Raw genomic sequence first — 16571 nt, forward strand, 5'->3', positions numbered from 1 at the left:
GGGTATGCTAGCTCAAAGGAGGATGGAAAATGAAAATATTCATCAGTATATTTTTATTGATTTTTTCATTCGCAAGTATAGGAACTCCCATTAGTGCTGCCCCGCTAAAACCTGAATTGGCCATTGTCATTGACGATCTGGGAAACAACATGAAGGGAACAGCAGAAATGATGGAGCTTCCGGTGACCTTAACGGTTGCCATCATGCCTTTCATGCCAACGACAAAAGATGATGCAGAACTGGCGAGTAAAAATGGGCATGAAGTGATCGTTCATATGCCGATGGAGCCGAAAAGAGGAAAGAGGAGCTGGCTGGGGCCGGGGGCAATCACAACAGATTTAACCGATGAAGAAATCCGCAGCAGGGTGGAGAGTGCCATTAAAGAAGTGCCGCATGCTGTCGGGATGAATCACCATATGGGTTCGAGAGCCACTGAAAATGAACGGGTCATGAGAATTGTCCTTGAAGTATGCAAAAAACACGGGTTATTTTATCTCGACAGCAAAACAACCGGGAAAAGTGTCGTCGGTAAACTGGCAAATGAAATGGGTGTACCATATGTTGAAAACAATATTTTCTTTGATGACATATACACTACTGCCCATATCACAAAACAGGCAGACAGACTCGCTGAAAAACTGGTGAAAAATGAACGCATCATTGCAATAGGCCATGTCGGCATCACAGGAACAAAAATGGTTAATGTGCTTAAAGAGTATATACCTGTTTATAAAAAGAAAGCAGAAATAGTGCCGCTGTCAGAACTGATTCCAGGCTACGAACTTATTGACGAAGGACCATAAAAAAAGCTGCAAACCTAACCAGGTTTGCAGCTTTGTTCATGGTGTGTATAGAAGCGTTTTAATGGTGGTATAGGTGCCTGGCACCCCAAAAGGTGGCCGCCCACATTCCGGTCTGGTTAGTCCCGCAACGAAGCGATGTTAGAAGAGGTGGGCTGCCGTGAATATAGTATATGCAGTGATAGGAAAAGGATGCAAAAAAACCTCCCTGAATGCAGGAAGGTTTCGTATGATCTTATTGATCTTGAGTGGCATGTGTGTCTGGCACCTTTTTAAACGCAAGATACATCATCGGAACAATGATCAGGGTCAGGATGACCGAGAATGAGATGCCTGAGATGATGGTGATGGCAAGCGGAGTGAAAAGTGCGTCGCCGCTTACTGCAACAGGTATTAATGCAACAATCGAAGTAAGGGCAGTCAGAATAATGGGCCTGAATCTGACACGTCCAGCTTCAACCACTGCTTCTTGAATGGACATTCCTGTTTTTAATCCCTGTTCCATAAATTCAATTAAAACAACAGAGTTCCGGACTACTATGCCTGTCAATGAAACCATGCCCATTACAGCAAGGAAACTGATTGGCGTTTGTGTAACGAATAAGCCAAGAATTGCACCGGCAATCGCCAGGTATACGGCAACTAACACAAGGAATGGCAGGCCAAGCGAATTAAATTGAAATGCGATCAGCAAATAGACAAGGAAAATCACGATAATAAACAATACCGTTATTTCGGCAAAGAAATCATTTTGTGCCTGATTTTCCCCGCCTATTGAAATGCTGTAATCTTGATCATTCAATTTTTCACGTTCGTCTTCGACTAGATTTTGCACTGTTTCCTTAAAGGTTTTCTCATCCTTCGGGAAAGCCCTGATTGTAATGGCCCTTTCTCCATTGAGGTGAGGGATCCGCTGGATTTCCTCCGTTCTTTCTGCCTCAACGAGCGTGTCAGCGGAAATCAAAGCCGGTGGTCCACCCTGTGTGCTTTCCGCCGGGATTTCCAGTTTTGATAGGTCAAGTTCAGCACCTTGATCACCAAGAAGGATACTCATATCTCTTTTAACAACACCATTATCAAAAGCTTTAAGAGGTATTCCTTCAGTGGCCAGACGAATCTGCTCACTGATCTCGTTTACGGTTATCCCATATTCCTCAAGAAGCTCTCTCTTAGGTACGTATTTTAAAGTTGGTTGCAGACTGCCAATATTATCGACTACAAAATCGGCTCCTGCTTCATTCATTTCCCTAGAGAGGTTATCACGGAGTTCCAGAAGTTTATCTAACTCTGGCCCTTTGACTGTTACCGTCACAGGTGCACCAGCAGGAGGCCCCTGCTGTATCGTTTCCATGAATATTTCTGAATCGGGATATTTCTCTCTCAAAATGGATGACCAGTCATCAATTAGCCCCTGTGCCGTCTGGTTCTCACGGTCTACCCGGGCAACAATCTGACCTGTATTGGAACCAGTCGCATTAAGGGAGCTATTGAACAAGTTAGGCAAACCTGTCCCGGCAAAGACACTTGTTTCCTTCACACCCTTGTCGCTAAAAAGCATCTTTTCAATGTTCTCGAGTTCTTTGGCAGTCTCTTCAAGTGTTGTACCGATTGGCAAAGTCACATCAATCGTCACTTCTTCACGATCTGCAGCAGGGAAGAATTCAAAGGGTGTTAACACAGCAAGCCCTAAAATAGCTGTAGTAACCATCAAGCCTAAGAAAGAAATAAGCTTAGGCTTCTTGGAAAAAGACTTCAAAAGCTTGTCAGCATATAGATCTGCTGATTTATTCAGCGGCTTTCCCAATAAACCGGGTGCATCCGAAATTTTCCTGCTCGTTCTGCTGTACATCATGTAGCGCATTATTGGCACAAATATCAGCGCAACCAAAGTTGAAGCCAAAATGGTAGTTATCAGCACTGTCGGCAGCGCACGGATAAATGCTCCATTCCCTCCAGACAGAAAGATAAGCGGCAGGAAGGTAAAAACAATCGCAAGGGAGGACGTAACAATCGAAACCCAGATTTCTTTTGTCCCATTTATAGCTCCTTTTAATGCATTGTCTCCAAGTTTATACCGTCTTTGGATATTATCATTAACAACTATGGAGTCATCAACCAAAATCCCTAATGCGATTATGGCACCAATCACCGAAATCTGATTTAAATCAACTCCGGAAACCGGCAGGGGAATAAGCCCCATTAATACTGAAATCGGTATAGCCAGTGCAACAACGAATGCACCTGAAACAGTAAGACCAAGGGCGGTTGTTAATATTACTGCAATGACTGAGATGGAAAGGGATAGGAACAGGCCGTCAAAAATCTCGGTGACTAGATTCGCCTGTGAATAATATTTCTCAAAAGTCACATTCTCAGGCAGGGATTCGCTGAGTTCCTCCGTTTTTTCGCTTACGATTTCATTAACTGACGGAATATCCTGTCCTGCTTCCACAAAAGCTGTGAATGAAATCGAAGGTTTGCCTTTAAATGTAACAATATCTTCTTTTTCCTTCAGGACAATTTCCACATTGCCAATATCACCAAGAACGACTGATTCACCCTGAGGGGTCTTTCCAACATATACATTTTCCATCTCATCCTCAGTTGTAAAATGATCGACTGTCAATTGAACGATTTCTGAATTTAATTCTTGTTTTCCTATGGGCGCAGGGTAGTATTCTTCATTTATTGCCTCGATCACATCAGGCAGAATGATGCCTTTTTCTTTTAATGATTCAGGGTCAAGCTGTATAGCGATTTCTTCTTCTGCTAAACCTTTTATAGTTACACCTTCAACACCTTTTAACGATTCAACTTCTTCCTTCCAGCGTGCCAGTTCATCCTGTAAAGGAAGAAGGTTATCTATACTGTCACTTGTAAGGTGGTAAGAAACGATTGGCATTTTTACATTCGTTTCATTAATTTCAGGCTCAAATGCTTCTTCAGGAAATCCGGCGGCAGCGTCTGAAACAGCCTGCCGGATATTGCTGAACACTTCTTTTTTGTCTTCTCCGTCAGATACGGTTACGATAATAGCAGAGAAACCTGCTGCTGAGGATGAACTGATTTCTTCAATCCCTTCAATGGACTGCAATTTAGTCTCCATGGGATTGGTAATATTTCTCTCCACACTGTCAACAGTCGCTCCGGGATATACCGTATTTACCGTCCCGATATTAATGGCTGTTTCAGGAATTTCCCTTTGAGGGAGCTGTAAAAATGTAAAGGCTCCTACGATAATAAACAATAAAAATAAGATTAATATGATTTTAGAGCGTTTTAGAATCCATTCAAGCATAAATTCTCCTCCTTAAAAATTGACTTTCGGGTCAAAATGAAAATAAAATACTTTTTACATATTGAAAAATAAAGGTTTTTCTCCTGACTCAATAGTCATTTTGAGGTGTTTTGTTAATGGAGTCAAGAATGGATGTGCTGACGGACGAAAATCAGTTATGAGGTGTTTAGGATATGAATAAACGGGAAGCAATTTTAGAAACGGCGGTAAACCTTTTTGCAGAGAAAGGGTACAACCAGACATCCATGCAGGAAATCGCCGATGGGGTAGGTATTTCCAAGGGATCCCTTTATTCTTTTTTTACTTCTAAAGAAGATCTGATGATATCGATTTATGAACATTATCAGCAGCTGGTATTTGAGAGGGTATTTATCATCGGTCTGGATGAAGATCTGCCGCCGCTTCAAAAGCTTAAGAAGCAATTTACAGTACAGTTTGAAGGCATATTGGAATATAAAGCATATATGAAAATGCATATGAGAGGAGAAGCTGCTACAAATAATAAAAAAATTTCCGCTATGGAACACAGAATGAGAGGAAGGTTATTTTCCTGGCTGGAAAAGAGTCTTATCAGTCTCTATGGCGAAGAAGTCTCAGCATATAAATGGGATTTGCTGTTCATGATCCAATCCATTTACCGGACCTATATGATGCTCATGGTTTCAGGAAAGGCGGAAATTTCACCAGCAAAAATAGGGAAACATATCGTTAGACAGCTCGACGCAATGGCAAATGACTTTATCAGGGGGAACAGCCATCCGATTCTGGATGAAGAGATGATGAAGGATTTTTCTGTTGAAATGGACAAAGAAGGTGCATTCATTTCATTTGAGAAAAGGGAGCAGGCATGGAAGTCGTTTTATAGCAAGCTTAAGGATTTGGAAAAAAGTGAAGCATCTGCAATAAAAGAAATTGCCAATCGCATATCAGAAGAAACAAGAAAATCCAGACCTGAAATGGTGGTAATCAAAGGGCTATTCGCTTTATTAAAAGAGAACGTGGAAATAGCGGCTGCTGCAAAAGTGCTGGAAAATGAAATACTTTCTGAATAAATATATCCATCCATTGCAAAACATAACATTGTCAGAACTGTAAAAAGTGCGGCAATGTTTTTTTGCATTTTTCATTTACTCATGAATTAGTCCTGATTGTTAGGGGTATGTAAATAATAAATCAACAGGAAGGGGTGAATTGTATGCTTTGGACTATAGCAGGTATTCTGCTTGTTTTATGGATACTCGGATTAATATTTAAAGTTGCAGGAGGCATCATTCATATACTGCTGGTAATAGCAGCGATTATCATAGTTGTTAACTTTATTAGAGGAAGAGCATCTGGCAGAGGATAGAGGAAAAAGCCTTCCTTATTGGAGGCTTTATTCAGTGGTCTTGTTATCTAGTTAATTGTCATCAGCTATCCTATAGTATATCGAGCGCTATTTATTAATCGTCCGGTGCATTTGGGGTTAACTCTAATTATTACGCTGACCTTTAGACAGATTTTGGAAAGAAGGATGCTGTATTTCTTCAGAGGAAATATATAATGGAAGCTTAATAGTAAAGGTGGTTCCTTTGTTCTCTGCACTTTCTATTATATAATTTCCTTTCAGCCGATTGATAATGTCAAAAGAAATCATTAATCCTAAGCCGGTTCCTTTTGTTTTTGTAGAGTAATAGGGCTGACCGAGCATTTGGAGTATATCTTTTGATATCCCAACACCTTCATCTTTAATATGTATATCTGCTGATGTATCGTTTTTGAATGCTGAAACCTCCAGAAGACCGCCATTAGGCATAGCTTCTACACTATTTTTTATTAAGTTAATAAATAATTGCTTTATTTCATTTTGATTGCCATTGATAAAAAGGCCCTCATATATAGTTGTCCTTATTTCAACCTTTGCCATCAGTCCAAATGGCCGCATAAACTCAGCCACTTCCACCAATACTTCAGATAGTGAGACTTTACTTGAAACAGGGGAATCCGGGCGTGCAAGTGAGAGGAAATCACTAATTATAAGATTGGTTCTATCCAGCTCTTCCAATGAAATTTTAATAAATTTCTTTTGGTCTTCAGTCAGGTTTTTGTCATTTTTAAGTAATTGCAGAAAACCTCTTACAGTAGTCATTGGATTCCTGATTTCATGTGCTACCGACGCGGCCAGCTGACTGATCGCATTGTATTTATCCGCATTTCTCAGTTTTTGCATCACCTTTTCCTGATGCAGATTCATTTCAATCAAATAGATGATCATAGAAAGAGTCACAATAGAACTTGCTGAAAACAGCAGTAAATACACCGCTTCTTCATTAATATCTTCCTGAAGGAAAATCACATACCTGGTTATCGTAATGGGAAGATAAAATAAGACAGCTACACTGAGTTTTTGTCTAAATGTGCATTTTTGATAAAATTTCGACGCTAAGAAAAAGAGAGCAGAAATAATTGAATAATTTATTAGCGTAATCCACATATCTCCGGGTGAAAAAAACCCCTTAAGAGTAACCAATACAGAGATAGTCAAAAAGCCTGAGAGAGGGCTAATGTAAAAAAAAGCGACAAACACAGGGATAAATTTTAAATCAAAAAACTGACTGCCTGCAATTTCCACTGGAAAAGCGATAGTCAGGAAAAGCACTAATATTAGAACAGATAAAAAAGGTGATGCAATCCTCATGCGGACTCCCCGTCGAGAGATGAGTTTATGTGCAAAAGGGATCATCATCATAATCAAAAAGTGCAGAATCAAGTCAGCTATAAAGTCATACAAAAGAACCATTCCTCCAAAAAGCAGCTATAATAATTATTAAACAAAAGAGAGGAAGAATCCTTTATATGGGAACAATTATTTATTCTGCTTTTTACCATAAAGATTGTTTACATAACATTATTATGGATTGATTCAAAGTCTCCTCATTTCCTAAATAAAAAACCAGCCTTCAAAGAAGGCTGGTTCCTCATCATGCTATTACCATTTCAGTCTTCAATTCTCCAACTATTTCCTGGACTTCACTGCCTTCCAGAGTTTCTTTTTCAAGAAGGGCTTCTACCAGTGCATCAAATTGGGGCTGATGATTTGCGATGATCAACTCGCATCTTTCCAATGCTTTTTGGAAAAGATCCTGCATTTTAGCTTCTTTTTGTCCTTTGTTAAAAGTAAGTTCAAAGCCGTTATCCAGTAACCCGGTATCAACCATTTGCTCTATGATATGCTTGGCTTGTTTAACATCGCCGCTTACTCCAATGCTATGCTCGCCAAGAATCATACGCTCTGATACACCGCCTGCAAGAATCATGGCAACCTGGTCAAGCAATTCACTTGAAGTCGATAAGTGAAGTTCTTTTTGTATAGGAGCTACATACCCAAGTGCTTCGCCACGCGGAATAATGGTTGCTTTTCGGACGGATCCGGGTTTTGTTAAAGCAGCCACTAATGCATGGCCAGCTTCATGTATGGCAACGCGCTGCTTCGTTCCGTAATCCTGTAAAGCCCGGGTGGTTGTTCCCAAAATGGTCCGGTCAAGCGCATAATCCAAATCTTCCTTTGAGATAATTTCCTGGCCGTTACGGACAGCTCTGCGGCTTGCCGTTTCAAAAAGGGAATGAAGATCTGCTCCCGAGAATCCAGAAGTGCTTTCTGCTAAATCGCCAAGTGTTATCATGACATCCTCAGCAAGCAATCTATTTTTTGTGTGAATATTGATAATCTCTCTTCGGCCCTTTGTATCAGGAAGAGGGACATTGAAGGAGAAGTCAATCCGTCCGGGACGAAGGAAGGCTTCATCGAGCATATCCTTCCGGTTAGTGGCGGCAATAAATAGGATTCCATCATTGGAATGTCCGCCGTCCAGCTGGACTAGAAGTTCAGTTAATGTTTTTTCGCTTTCTTCACCGCCATGCTGCTTTCTTCGTCCTGCAAGTGCATCTACTTCGTCTATGAAGACGACGGCAGGAGCATGCTTTCTGGCATTTTGGAAAAGGTTTCTTACTCGCGATGCTCCCACACCAACGAACAATTCATTAAAACCGGAACCGCTGGTTGAGAAAAATGTTGCTCCAAGTTCTTTAGCGATTGCCTGAGCCAGCAATGTTTTCCCCGTTCCAGGAGGCCCGTATAATAGAATTCCCTTCGGCGGCTTAATGCCCATTTTCAGAGAGCGCTCAGGTTCTTTTAATATTGAAAGAGTCTGCATGATTTCCTCTTTCATTTCTTCCTGAATTCCTCCAACATCTTCAAGTGAAATGGAAGGAAGGGGCTTTGCCTTAGAAACACTTTGCTTCATTGTATTTGTAGCACCCATTCCGCCTTTTCCAGACTTAAACAGGTAAATTCCAATGGCTATGAGCAAAAGGACTACACCGCCCAGAATCCAAGGGGCATAAGGTTCTGTGGTTGCGAACGTATATTGTATATTATAGGTTTCTACTAATTTATCAACCATCTCACTGTTGGGAGGCACATGGGAGATGTACTCGCCATCAGGGGCAGTGATCAGCAGTTTCCCATTTTTATATTCCTGTACTGCAACAGTCTTTCCATCCTGGGAGGCAATAACTTTTTCCACAGAAGAAAACGGAACTGTCACATCCTTTTTTCCTGCTTGTACGGTCCAAATAACCGCCGCCAAAATCACAGTGATCACCAATGCAATAGAAACAATCGTCGAAGGCTTCTTAAGACGTGATTTCAACTATTTCCCTCCTCATTGAACATACCTACATTATAAGGAAATAATATTGTTAATAACAGGGTTTTACTCTTTTTAAACGTTGTAAATTATGGAAAAATAATATAGTTTATAAGAAAGTGTGCTACAACAGCTTTCAGATAGCATCTATATGTGAAAAAAATGTGACAAGCAGGGTGAAAACCTGGCAGAAAAGCTAAAAAGTTTTTTAAAAGAATCCTTTTCACAATCTTTCATTTCATATATACTAAAATCGGATAATTCAATAACGTGCCACAAGGGGAGCATTTTGCTGAGAGTGAACAGTTCGCTGTTCTGACCCTTTGAACCTGTTAGATAATGCTAGCGCAGGAATGTGGAATAAAAGGCGGAAGGGGAATTTCTGCCTGCTTGTTCTCCCTTGGGGTATCGTCATACGATTAAAGGGGGATTTTTTTATGAAAAAATTAAGCTTAACCGCGATGATTGAAGCTTCATTTTTTGCAGCATTTGCCATCATTCTGGATTTTCTGCCGTCAATCAAGCTGTCACCGTCCATTTCCATTTCTGCCGCGATGATTCCGATCTTTATTTTGGCTTTCAGGTGGGGGTTTAAGGTAAGCTTCATCGCAGGCCTCTTATGGGGAATTTTGCAGATTGCCATGGGAGATGCCTGGATTGCTACTCCGCTACAGGCATTTATTGAGTATTTTGTGGCATTTGCCTGTATTGGTTTTGCCGGTTTGTTTTACCTCCCAATTCAAAATCAGCTGCGCAGCGGAAACAAGAAGAAGGCATTAGGCTGGGTAATATTAGCTGTGTTTGCCGGAAGTCTTGCCCGGTATTTCTGGCATTTTATAGCAGGTGTATTTTTCTTCGGAAGCTATGCGCCAGAAGGGATGTCGCCTGTGCTATTCTCCTTCCTGGCAAATGGCGCGACAATGCTTGGAGCAGCTATTCTCTGCTCCATTTTAGCAGCATTAATCATATCGTCGGCACCAAGATTAATCATAAGAAAATCGGATGAAGGTCTTCGAACTCAAAAACGTGCTTCATAATAAAAACTGCCTCTTTGAAAAATTTCAAAGAGGTTTTTTCATATAAAAGGAAATTGCTCCTGAAAAATGGGTATATTACTCAAAAAGGGGAGTGATTGTTTGTTAAACACATTGCAGGGTAACATCATTACAGGTGTCTTTGATGCAGAAACCAGTGCCTTTGAAATACAAAAAGTTAAAAGTTTCACCACCCAGTCAATCCTCAACAAAAATCAATGTGAAAATTTGTATAACTATTTATCCCTTCATGAGGAGGATGAGGGAGGACAAATTATTACACTGTACGATCAAATGCCGTTAATGCTGACCAGGCAAGAAATATGCAGTTTAAAGAAAGATTTGGAGAACATTAAAAAACTATATCAGTAGAAAATCGCTTTGCATCTTGCAAGGCTTTTTTTCTTTCTTAATTTAAATTTGACAGATTTGTGACAAAAAGTTTGACAAATTTGTGAACATAGTTAGAATATTAAATAAAAGGGGATGAAAACATGACATTAAAACAGCAAAAGGTGCTTCACTTTTTTAGGAATGTAACAGCAGCCGGTATACTTTTAGGATTAATTGTCTTTATTTCAAGCTTTTTTGTAAGCGGTCTCACAGGGCAATATGTTTTATCAATTGGCTTAAGCGTTATGGTTTCTTCCATGCTGATATTTGGTTTTGGCTTTTTTATCAACGTAATGGAGGAAATGACGCAGGGAAGCAAAGGAATCAGACAATACAAATAAAACCGGCCTCCAAATGGGAGACCGGTTTTTTACTGTATTAATGTGAAGCATGCCCAGAGGTTAAGACCCAAATAGAACCTACTACAATAACGATAACCATAAATACGGCATAAATCATATTTACTAAGTTCGTTTTGCCGTCTTCACCTTCTCTTAGGTGCATGAACATGAACAGCTGCATGCCAGCCTGAATGACAGCCAGTGAGCCGATGATCCACATGATCACTTTAAAAGAAAGGTTCGTTTTGAGGGCAATACCTGCTGCTGCAAATGTCAGCACAAGGGAGACAACAAATCCAATGACATGGCTTATCGGGAAGCTTTTTGATTGATGATGTTCCATTTAAGCCACCAGTCCTTTCAAATACACGAATGTGAAAATAAAGATCCAGACTACATCAAGGAAGTGCCAGTAAAGGCCGATAATAAATGTTTTTCTTGCTGTAGTAGGGGTAAGGCCTCTTTTTAATAGCTGGATGATGACCATAGTTGCCCAGCCAATTCCCAATGTTACGTGAGCTCCGTGTGTTCCCAGCAAAACAAATAAACTGGACAGGAACGCACTTGTCTGCATCGTTGCGCCTTCATGGGCATAATGGATAAACTCATTAATCTCCATGAATAGGAATCCTGCGCCAAGAGCAAGGGTAATCACCAGCCAGGTGATTAGCCCTTTAAGATTATGGCGGCGCATTTCAAAAATGGCGATGCCCATTGTAAAGCTGCTTGTCAAAAGGAGGACTGTCTGAATCATGACATCCTTGATCACAAAGATATCTTTATGTGTCGGTCCTCCTGCATAGCGTTCATATAATACACCATATACTCCGAACAGAGTGGCAAATAGAACGATTTCAGCGCCAAGGAAAACCCAGAAGCCAAGAATATTCATCCGGTCCTGCTCAGTTTGATATTCAAGGGGCAAGGAAGTATCCACTTTAGCTGACATGATCATGCACCTCTCCTTCTGTTTTTCTCCAGGCATTTTCAATTCTGTGAATTTCATCTTTTGTAACATGGAAGCCTTCGTTGTAATCGAATGAACGGATGATCAATCCAGCAAAAATGCCGATTGCAGCAACAGCCGCAGCGATGTGCCATTCAAATACAAGGAAGAAGCCTGCGATGCCGAAGATGACACCCATATAAATTGGAAGCCAGGAATTGCTTGGCATATGAATCTCTTCGATTTCACTGTCATGTAAAGTTAAGCCTTCATTCTTTTTCTTCATGTGCCAGAAAGGATCAAGGGATTTAACTTCCGGCAGTTTTGCAAAGTTATAAAATTGAACAGGTGACGCAGTAGACCATTCCAATGTTCTTGCATCCCATGGGTCGCTTGAGATGTTTCTGTCTGCATAGCGGATGCTCCAGTAAATGTTGTAGCAGAATACAGCAAATCCGGCTGCCAAAATGATAGAACCAATTGCCGATAGCATGAAGAGTGGCGCAAATCCTGACTCAGCAGAGTAAGTGTAAGCACGCCTTACAGCTCCGTTTAATCCAAGGAAGAACATAGGCATGAATGTTACGTTAAAGCCGATAACGAATAGCCAGAAATGCCATTTTCCGATTTTTTCATTCAGCATGAAGCCGAACATTTTTGGCCACCAGTAGTACAGACCTGCAAATACGGCAAATACTACACCCGGAATTAATACATAGTGGAAGTGGGCAACCAGGAATAATGTATTGTGATACTGATAATCCGCTGCACCCATTGCCAGCATTACGCCTGTAACCCCGCCTATGACGAAGCATGGGACGAATGCCAGTGCCCAAAGCATGGCGGAAGTAAATTTAATGCGTCCTTTTCGCATGGTAAACAGCCAGTTGAACATCTTAACACCAGTCGGTATGGCAATCGCCATCGTCGTGATGGAGAAGAAAGAGTTAACAGCAGGGCCTGAACCCATTGTATAGAAATGGTGAACCCATACAACCATACTTAAAAGCGCAATTCCAAGGATGGAAAATACCATCGATTTGTAGCCAAACAATGATTTTCTTGAGAAAGTCGCAATAACCTCAGAGAAAATCCCGAAAGCAGGAAGGGCAACAATGTATACTTCAGGATGGCCCCATAGCCAGAACAGGTTTGCCCAAAGCATATCCATGCCTCCGCCTGACACTGTAAAGAAATGTGTTCCATAAAGGCGGTCAAAAGTCATCAATGCCAATGCAACTGTGAAGATAGGGAAAGCAGCCACAATTAGAATCGATGTTACAAAGGTAGTCCAAGAGAACATCGGCATTTTCATCAATGTCATGCCTTTTGTTCTCATTTTCAAAATGGTAACGATAAAGTTAATACCTGACATTAAAGTACCGATACCGGCAATCTGCAGAGCGACTGCATAATAGTTATTTCCGATTCCCGGACTGAATTCCTTGCCTGCAAGAGGGAAGTAAGAAGTCCATCCTGCATCAGGCGATCCCCCGATGACAAAGGAAATATTAAATAGCATAGCTCCGCTGAAGAACAGCCAGAAGCTCAGTGCATTCAACTGTGGGAAGGCAACGTCACGCGCACCGATCTGCAGAGGAATGACAACGTTCATTAAACCAATTAAGAACGGCATAGCCATGAAAAGAATCATAATAACGCCGTGTGTTGTAAAGATTTCATTATAGTGCTGGGAATTCAGAAATTCCATTTCAGGCTGTGATGTTTGTGCTTTCATCAGCAGTCCGTCCATCCCGCCGCGGAAAAACATCAATACTGCGGAGATGATGTACATTATACCGATTTTTTTATGATCAACTGTAGTCAGCCATTCTGTCCACAGGTACTTCCACTTTTTTAAATAAGTGATGCCAGCGACTGCACCAATCATCGTTAATAATATAGCTATCTGTGAACCTAGTATAAGGGGGTCCCCAGTAATAAAAAACTCATCCCATTTAATGCCCATGATGGTCACCTCCATGGTTTTCTTGACTATCATGGCTTTCTTCTTCGCCATGACCTTCAATTACGTTTGGATTCTCATTTTTATAATTGTCATCTTCTTCGAACGTTTTACCTTGATATCCATGGCCTCTGTAGAGCTCAGGATTTGTATAAGCCTTCGAATTAGGATCAGCATGATTGACCCATTCTAAATGAGTATTGGAATATGTCAGTCTTCCTAAATGAGTAGGCTTCAGCAGCCCTTCATACTCATCTTCCGTTAGCTTGGGAGCTGTATCCTTAACGTCGTCAACCCATTGGTCAAAATCTTCCTGGGTTTGTGCAAGCACTTCAAATTTCATATCCGCATATCCTCGGCCGTTAAAGTTCGTGTTCTGGCCTTCATAAGATCCAGGGTTGTCTGCAGCAAGATACAATTCTGTTTCCATTTTTGGCATTGTATACTTTTGTCCGCCAAGAGCTGGTACCCAGAAAGATTGCATGGTGCTTGCAGATGTCATCTTAAAGAGAACTGGCGTATCTTCCGGTATATTTACATAGTTCACTGTCTCAATGCCTTCTTCAGGATAGCTGAAAATCCATTTCCAGTCAGCAGATGTTACATGTATTGTAATAGGTTCTTTTTCTTCATAGCCCTTTGGTGTTTCTTCCAGAGCGTAAAGAGTTTTTACTGTCGGGATTGTTAGGGCAATGACAATTAATATCGGAATCCCAGTCCAGATAATTTCAAGGAGTGTACTGCCATGCTCCTCCGGGGGTTCATAATCTTTATTTTCAGGTCGTTCCCTGTATTTCCAGACAATATAGCCGAACAATCCAAAAACAACTGCAACGACAAGAAGCATCCAGATCAGGGACCAGTTAATTAATTCGGTTATGCTTCTTGCAACGGGGCCCTGAGGTTCAAATACAACCATATTGCAGCCGCTGAGAACCATTAAGGGCAATAGAGCTGTTAAAGAGAGCAGAATTTTCTTCATCTGATGTTTCATCTCCTTTTGACAAAAAACTATTGTTAAATAATTCACAAATAATGTGCGGGTTTTCACAAAGATGCCAAAAAAATATATAGCTGGTAAACATAAACATCCTTTAAACCTTTATTTAACTTAGTTATCACTGTGTAAATGATCTTAACATAAGCAAATGTGAAAAGTTGTGACAAAAGTGGGAAGGAAATAAATGTAAGTGGATTGGGCATCTGATAATTTTGCACAAATAGCATTAATGCAGGGTTTTGGTCATCAAAACAACTTTTGAACAAATTTTGAACTTTAATGCGACACCCTAAATTTCTGAATTACTTTAACCTCGAGCAATAAATCTCCAATAAAAACTTAAATGCAATAATTAATGAATGAATAAAGTTCATTCTCCCTTTGTTGAAAAATACTGAATAGTACAGTAACATGGACTAAAAATAGAGAAGGACAGGGTGAGGAAATGATTGATTTAAGAAGTGATACAGTTACAAAGCCAACTGAAGAAATGAGGAAAGCTGCTTATGAATCAGAAGTTGGGGATGACGTATATGGAGAGGATCCATCAATCAATAAATTGGAAGAGACTGCTGCTGAGGTGCTTGGTAAGGAGGCAGCTCTGTTTGTAACGAGCGGCACTCAGGGAAACCAGATTGCCATCTTAACACACTGCCGGCCGGGCAATGAAATCATTCTCGAAGCAGAAAGCCATATTTTTTATTATGAAAGCGGCGCTTCATCCGCATTTGCCGGCGTTCAGACAAGGACGCTAAATGGAATAAGAGGTGCAATGAATCCCTTTGAAGTGGAGTCTGCTATTAGGGGAGAAGATCAGCATTATCCGGAAACAGGATTGATTTGTCTGGAAAATACTCATAACAGAGCTGGCGGTGCCGTAATACCTATAGATAATATGAAAGGAATATACAGCATTGCAAAAACCAATAATATACCCGTACATATTGATGGGGCAAGATTGTTTAATGCAGCCGCAGCCTTAAACCTGCCAGCTTCTGAATTGGCGTATCATTGTGACACTGTGCAAGTATGTCTCTCCAAGGGGCTCGGAGCTCCTGTGGGTTCCATTCTTGCAGGAAGCAGAGAATTTATTTCTGCAGCAAGAAAATGGCGGAAAAGATTGGGCGGGGGGCTCCGCCAGGCTGGGATTATAGCTGCTCCCGGACTTGTTGCATTAACGAATATGAGAGAGCGTTTAGCCGAGGATCACGAAAATGCTCAATATCTTGAACAGAGACTTGGACAAATCAAAGGCATTGAAATCGTCAATCAAGTTGATACGAATATCATTGTCGCTGATGTAAAAAATCTTAAAATGAATTCATCTGAATTTGTTGAAAGGTTAAAAGATGAAGGCGTGCTTTCAGGAACTTTTGGACCCTCTTATGTGCGTTTTGTCACTCACTATGACGTGACTAAGCTCCAACTTGATCATGCAATAAAAGCCGTTCAAAAAACGCTTGAGCAAACTTTTTAATCAGATTTAGAACGCATGTTCTCCGTTAAACATGCGTTTTTCTGTTTCAAATTATTCTTTGCATCGGAACAAAAGTGTAATGCTTGGAATGAAAATGACTTTGATGCCAAATGCTGTGATAGGGATAGCCTTGATGAATAGGCTGCCACCAGGCCCCATAGTGCATCTGAGGATATCCATAATAATGTGCACCATCTATGCCTGTAATTATATATTGCCCCAAAGAAAACCCTCCTTGTTATCTTTATCAATAAGATATGCCAAACAATGTTTACGTTCTCTTTCGATGATTTCTCAATTTTTCCACCTATACTTTATGACTGACTCCATATGATAAGAAAGTTGAAATAACACTTTCTAAAGGAGAATTGAAAATGAAATTAAAGAAAAATTTTCTGCTTGGCCTCTTCCTGATTCTCATGCTTGCGGCATGTAATAATAATGCTGAGCAAGGAATGGATTCCGGGGCATTAACAGGGGAAGATCTCCAGGAAATAAGCAATACGAATAATGTGAATGTGGATAGAGAAAGGCGGGGAGCAGCACCTCTGGAATTGCAGCGTGTTAATAATGGCTATCTCACCATTGACCCGAATTCTTACAGTACAGCAACACCAAGTCAGGAATT

General features: G+C 40.7%; 15 protein-coding genes and 1 riboswitch. Of the genes, 7 read left to right on the top strand and 8 right to left on the bottom strand.

What is annotated here, in order from left to right:
• Window positions 1–29 precede the first annotated feature (29 nt).
• Complete coding sequence (locus QUF73_04755; protein MDM5225513.1) at window positions 30–803, top strand: divergent polysaccharide deacetylase family protein; 774 nt, start codon at window positions 30–32, stop codon at window positions 801–803.
• A 232-nt stretch (window positions 804–1035) separates the two neighbouring features.
• On the opposite strand, the gene QUF73_04760 is transcribed toward QUF73_04755, so the two are convergent.
• Complete coding sequence (locus tag QUF73_04760; protein MDM5225514.1) at window positions 1036–4098, bottom strand: efflux RND transporter permease subunit; 3063 nt, start codon at window positions 4096–4098, stop codon at window positions 1036–1038.
• A 173-nt stretch (window positions 4099–4271) separates the two neighbouring features.
• Between QUF73_04760 and QUF73_04765 the strand changes: the two genes are divergently transcribed.
• Window positions 4272–5150: a TetR/AcrR family transcriptional regulator gene (locus QUF73_04765; protein MDM5225515.1), complete on the top strand. Its 879-nt coding sequence runs from the start codon at window positions 4272–4274 to the stop codon at window positions 5148–5150.
• Window positions 5151–5293: 143 nt separating this feature from the next.
• The gene (locus QUF73_04770) at window positions 5294–5446 is read left to right on the top strand and encodes a lmo0937 family membrane protein (GenBank protein ID MDM5225516.1); all 153 of its coding nucleotides are present in this window, start codon (window positions 5294–5296) and stop codon (window positions 5444–5446) included.
• 123 nt (window positions 5447–5569) lie between these two features.
• Here QUF73_04770 and QUF73_04775 read toward each other — a convergent pair whose 3' ends face one another.
• Both QUF73_04775 and QUF73_04780 read right to left on the bottom strand, forming a co-directional pair.
• Window positions 5570–6877: an ATP-binding protein gene (locus tag QUF73_04775; GenBank protein MDM5225517.1), complete on the bottom strand. Its 1308-nt coding sequence runs from the start codon at window positions 6875–6877 to the stop codon at window positions 5570–5572.
• 181 nt (window positions 6878–7058) lie between these two features.
• The gene (locus tag QUF73_04780; protein MDM5225518.1) at window positions 7059–8789 is read right to left on the bottom strand and encodes an AAA family ATPase; all 1731 of its coding nucleotides are present in this window, start codon (window positions 8787–8789) and stop codon (window positions 7059–7061) included.
• A 265-nt stretch (window positions 8790–9054) separates the two neighbouring features.
• Window positions 9055–9157: riboswitch (TPP riboswitch) on the top strand.
• Window positions 9158–9223: 66 nt separating this feature from the next.
• Here QUF73_04780 and thiT point away from each other — a divergent pair.
• From thiT to QUF73_04795, 3 genes are all read left to right on the top strand, one after another.
• A complete protein-coding gene (gene thiT / locus QUF73_04785) occupies window positions 9224–9823 on the top strand; it encodes an energy-coupled thiamine transporter ThiT (GenBank protein MDM5225519.1) in 600 nt (199 codons plus the stop codon).
• A gap of 99 nt (window positions 9824–9922) precedes the next feature.
• Complete coding sequence (locus tag QUF73_04790; protein MDM5225520.1) at window positions 9923–10192, top strand: hypothetical protein; 270 nt, start codon at window positions 9923–9925, stop codon at window positions 10190–10192.
• A gap of 122 nt (window positions 10193–10314) precedes the next feature.
• Complete coding sequence (locus QUF73_04795) at window positions 10315–10554, top strand: hypothetical protein (GenBank protein ID MDM5225521.1); 240 nt, start codon at window positions 10315–10317, stop codon at window positions 10552–10554.
• 37 nt (window positions 10555–10591) lie between these two features.
• Here the strand turns inward: QUF73_04795 and qoxD are convergent, their stop codons facing one another.
• Genes qoxD through qoxA form a run of 4 tightly spaced genes read right to left on the bottom strand, consistent with a single transcriptional unit; the run spans window position 10592 to window position 14448 of the window.
• Entirely contained in the window at window positions 10592–10897 is a 306-nt protein-coding gene (qoxD, locus tag QUF73_04800; protein MDM5225522.1) for a cytochrome aa3 quinol oxidase subunit IV, read from the bottom strand.
• Complete coding sequence (qoxC, locus tag QUF73_04805) at window positions 10898–11503, bottom strand: cytochrome aa3 quinol oxidase subunit III (protein MDM5225523.1); 606 nt, start codon at window positions 11501–11503, stop codon at window positions 10898–10900. It abuts the gene before it with no gap.
• Window positions 11493–13469 (bottom strand): cytochrome aa3 quinol oxidase subunit I, encoded by a 1977-nt coding sequence (gene qoxB, locus QUF73_04810; protein ID MDM5225524.1) that lies wholly within the window; start codon window positions 13467–13469, stop codon window positions 11493–11495. Before qoxB ends, qoxC begins: the two co-directional genes overlap by 11 nt.
• Entirely contained in the window at window positions 13459–14448 is a 990-nt protein-coding gene (gene qoxA, locus QUF73_04815) for a cytochrome aa3 quinol oxidase subunit II (protein ID MDM5225525.1), read from the bottom strand. Before qoxA ends, qoxB begins: the two co-directional genes overlap by 11 nt.
• A 463-nt stretch (window positions 14449–14911) precedes the next feature.
• On the opposite strand from qoxA, the gene ltaE reads away from it, so the two are divergent.
• Window positions 14912–15943 carry a low-specificity L-threonine aldolase gene (ltaE, locus tag QUF73_04820; GenBank protein ID MDM5225526.1) on the top strand — a complete coding sequence of 344 codons (1032 nt, stop codon included), beginning with the start codon at window positions 14912–14914 and terminating at the stop codon, window positions 15941–15943.
• 46 nt (window positions 15944–15989) lie between these two features.
• Here the strand turns inward: ltaE and QUF73_04825 are convergent, their stop codons facing one another.
• Entirely contained in the window at window positions 15990–16166 is a 177-nt protein-coding gene (locus QUF73_04825) for a hypothetical protein (GenBank protein MDM5225527.1), read from the bottom strand.
• Window positions 16167–16571: the final 405 nt, after the last annotated feature.

This window comes from Cytobacillus sp. NJ13 (genome assembly GCA_030348385.1).
In the GTDB taxonomy this organism is placed as follows: Bacteria; Bacillota; Bacilli; order Bacillales; family Cytobacillaceae; genus Cytobacillus.

Coding starts and splice junctions, on each gene's coding strand:
- QUF73_04755 (MDM5225513.1), top strand. CDS start 30: ATGAAAATATTCATCAGTATATTTTTATTGATTTTTTCATTCGCAAGT.
- QUF73_04760 (MDM5225514.1), bottom strand. CDS start 4,098: ATGCTTGAATGGATTCTAAAACGCTCTAAAATCATATTAATCTTATTT.
- QUF73_04765 (MDM5225515.1), top strand. CDS start 4,272: ATGAATAAACGGGAAGCAATTTTAGAAACGGCGGTAAACCTTTTTGCA.
- QUF73_04770 (MDM5225516.1), top strand. CDS start 5,294: ATGCTTTGGACTATAGCAGGTATTCTGCTTGTTTTATGGATACTCGGA.
- QUF73_04775 (MDM5225517.1), bottom strand. CDS start 6,877: ATGGTTCTTTTGTATGACTTTATAGCTGACTTGATTCTGCACTTTTTG.
- thiT (MDM5225519.1), top strand. CDS start 9,224: ATGAAAAAATTAAGCTTAACCGCGATGATTGAAGCTTCATTTTTTGCA.
- QUF73_04795 (MDM5225521.1), top strand. CDS start 10,315: ATGACATTAAAACAGCAAAAGGTGCTTCACTTTTTTAGGAATGTAACA.
- qoxD (MDM5225522.1), bottom strand. CDS start 10,897: ATGGAACATCATCAATCAAAAAGCTTCCCGATAAGCCATGTCATTGGA.
- qoxC (MDM5225523.1), bottom strand. CDS start 11,503: ATGTCAGCTAAAGTGGATACTTCCTTGCCCCTTGAATATCAAACTGAG.
- qoxB (MDM5225524.1), bottom strand. CDS start 13,469: ATGGGCATTAAATGGGATGAGTTTTTTATTACTGGGGACCCCCTTATA.
- qoxA (MDM5225525.1), bottom strand. CDS start 14,448: ATGAAGAAAATTCTGCTCTCTTTAACAGCTCTATTGCCCTTAATGGTT.
- ltaE (MDM5225526.1), top strand. CDS start 14,912: ATGATTGATTTAAGAAGTGATACAGTTACAAAGCCAACTGAAGAAATG.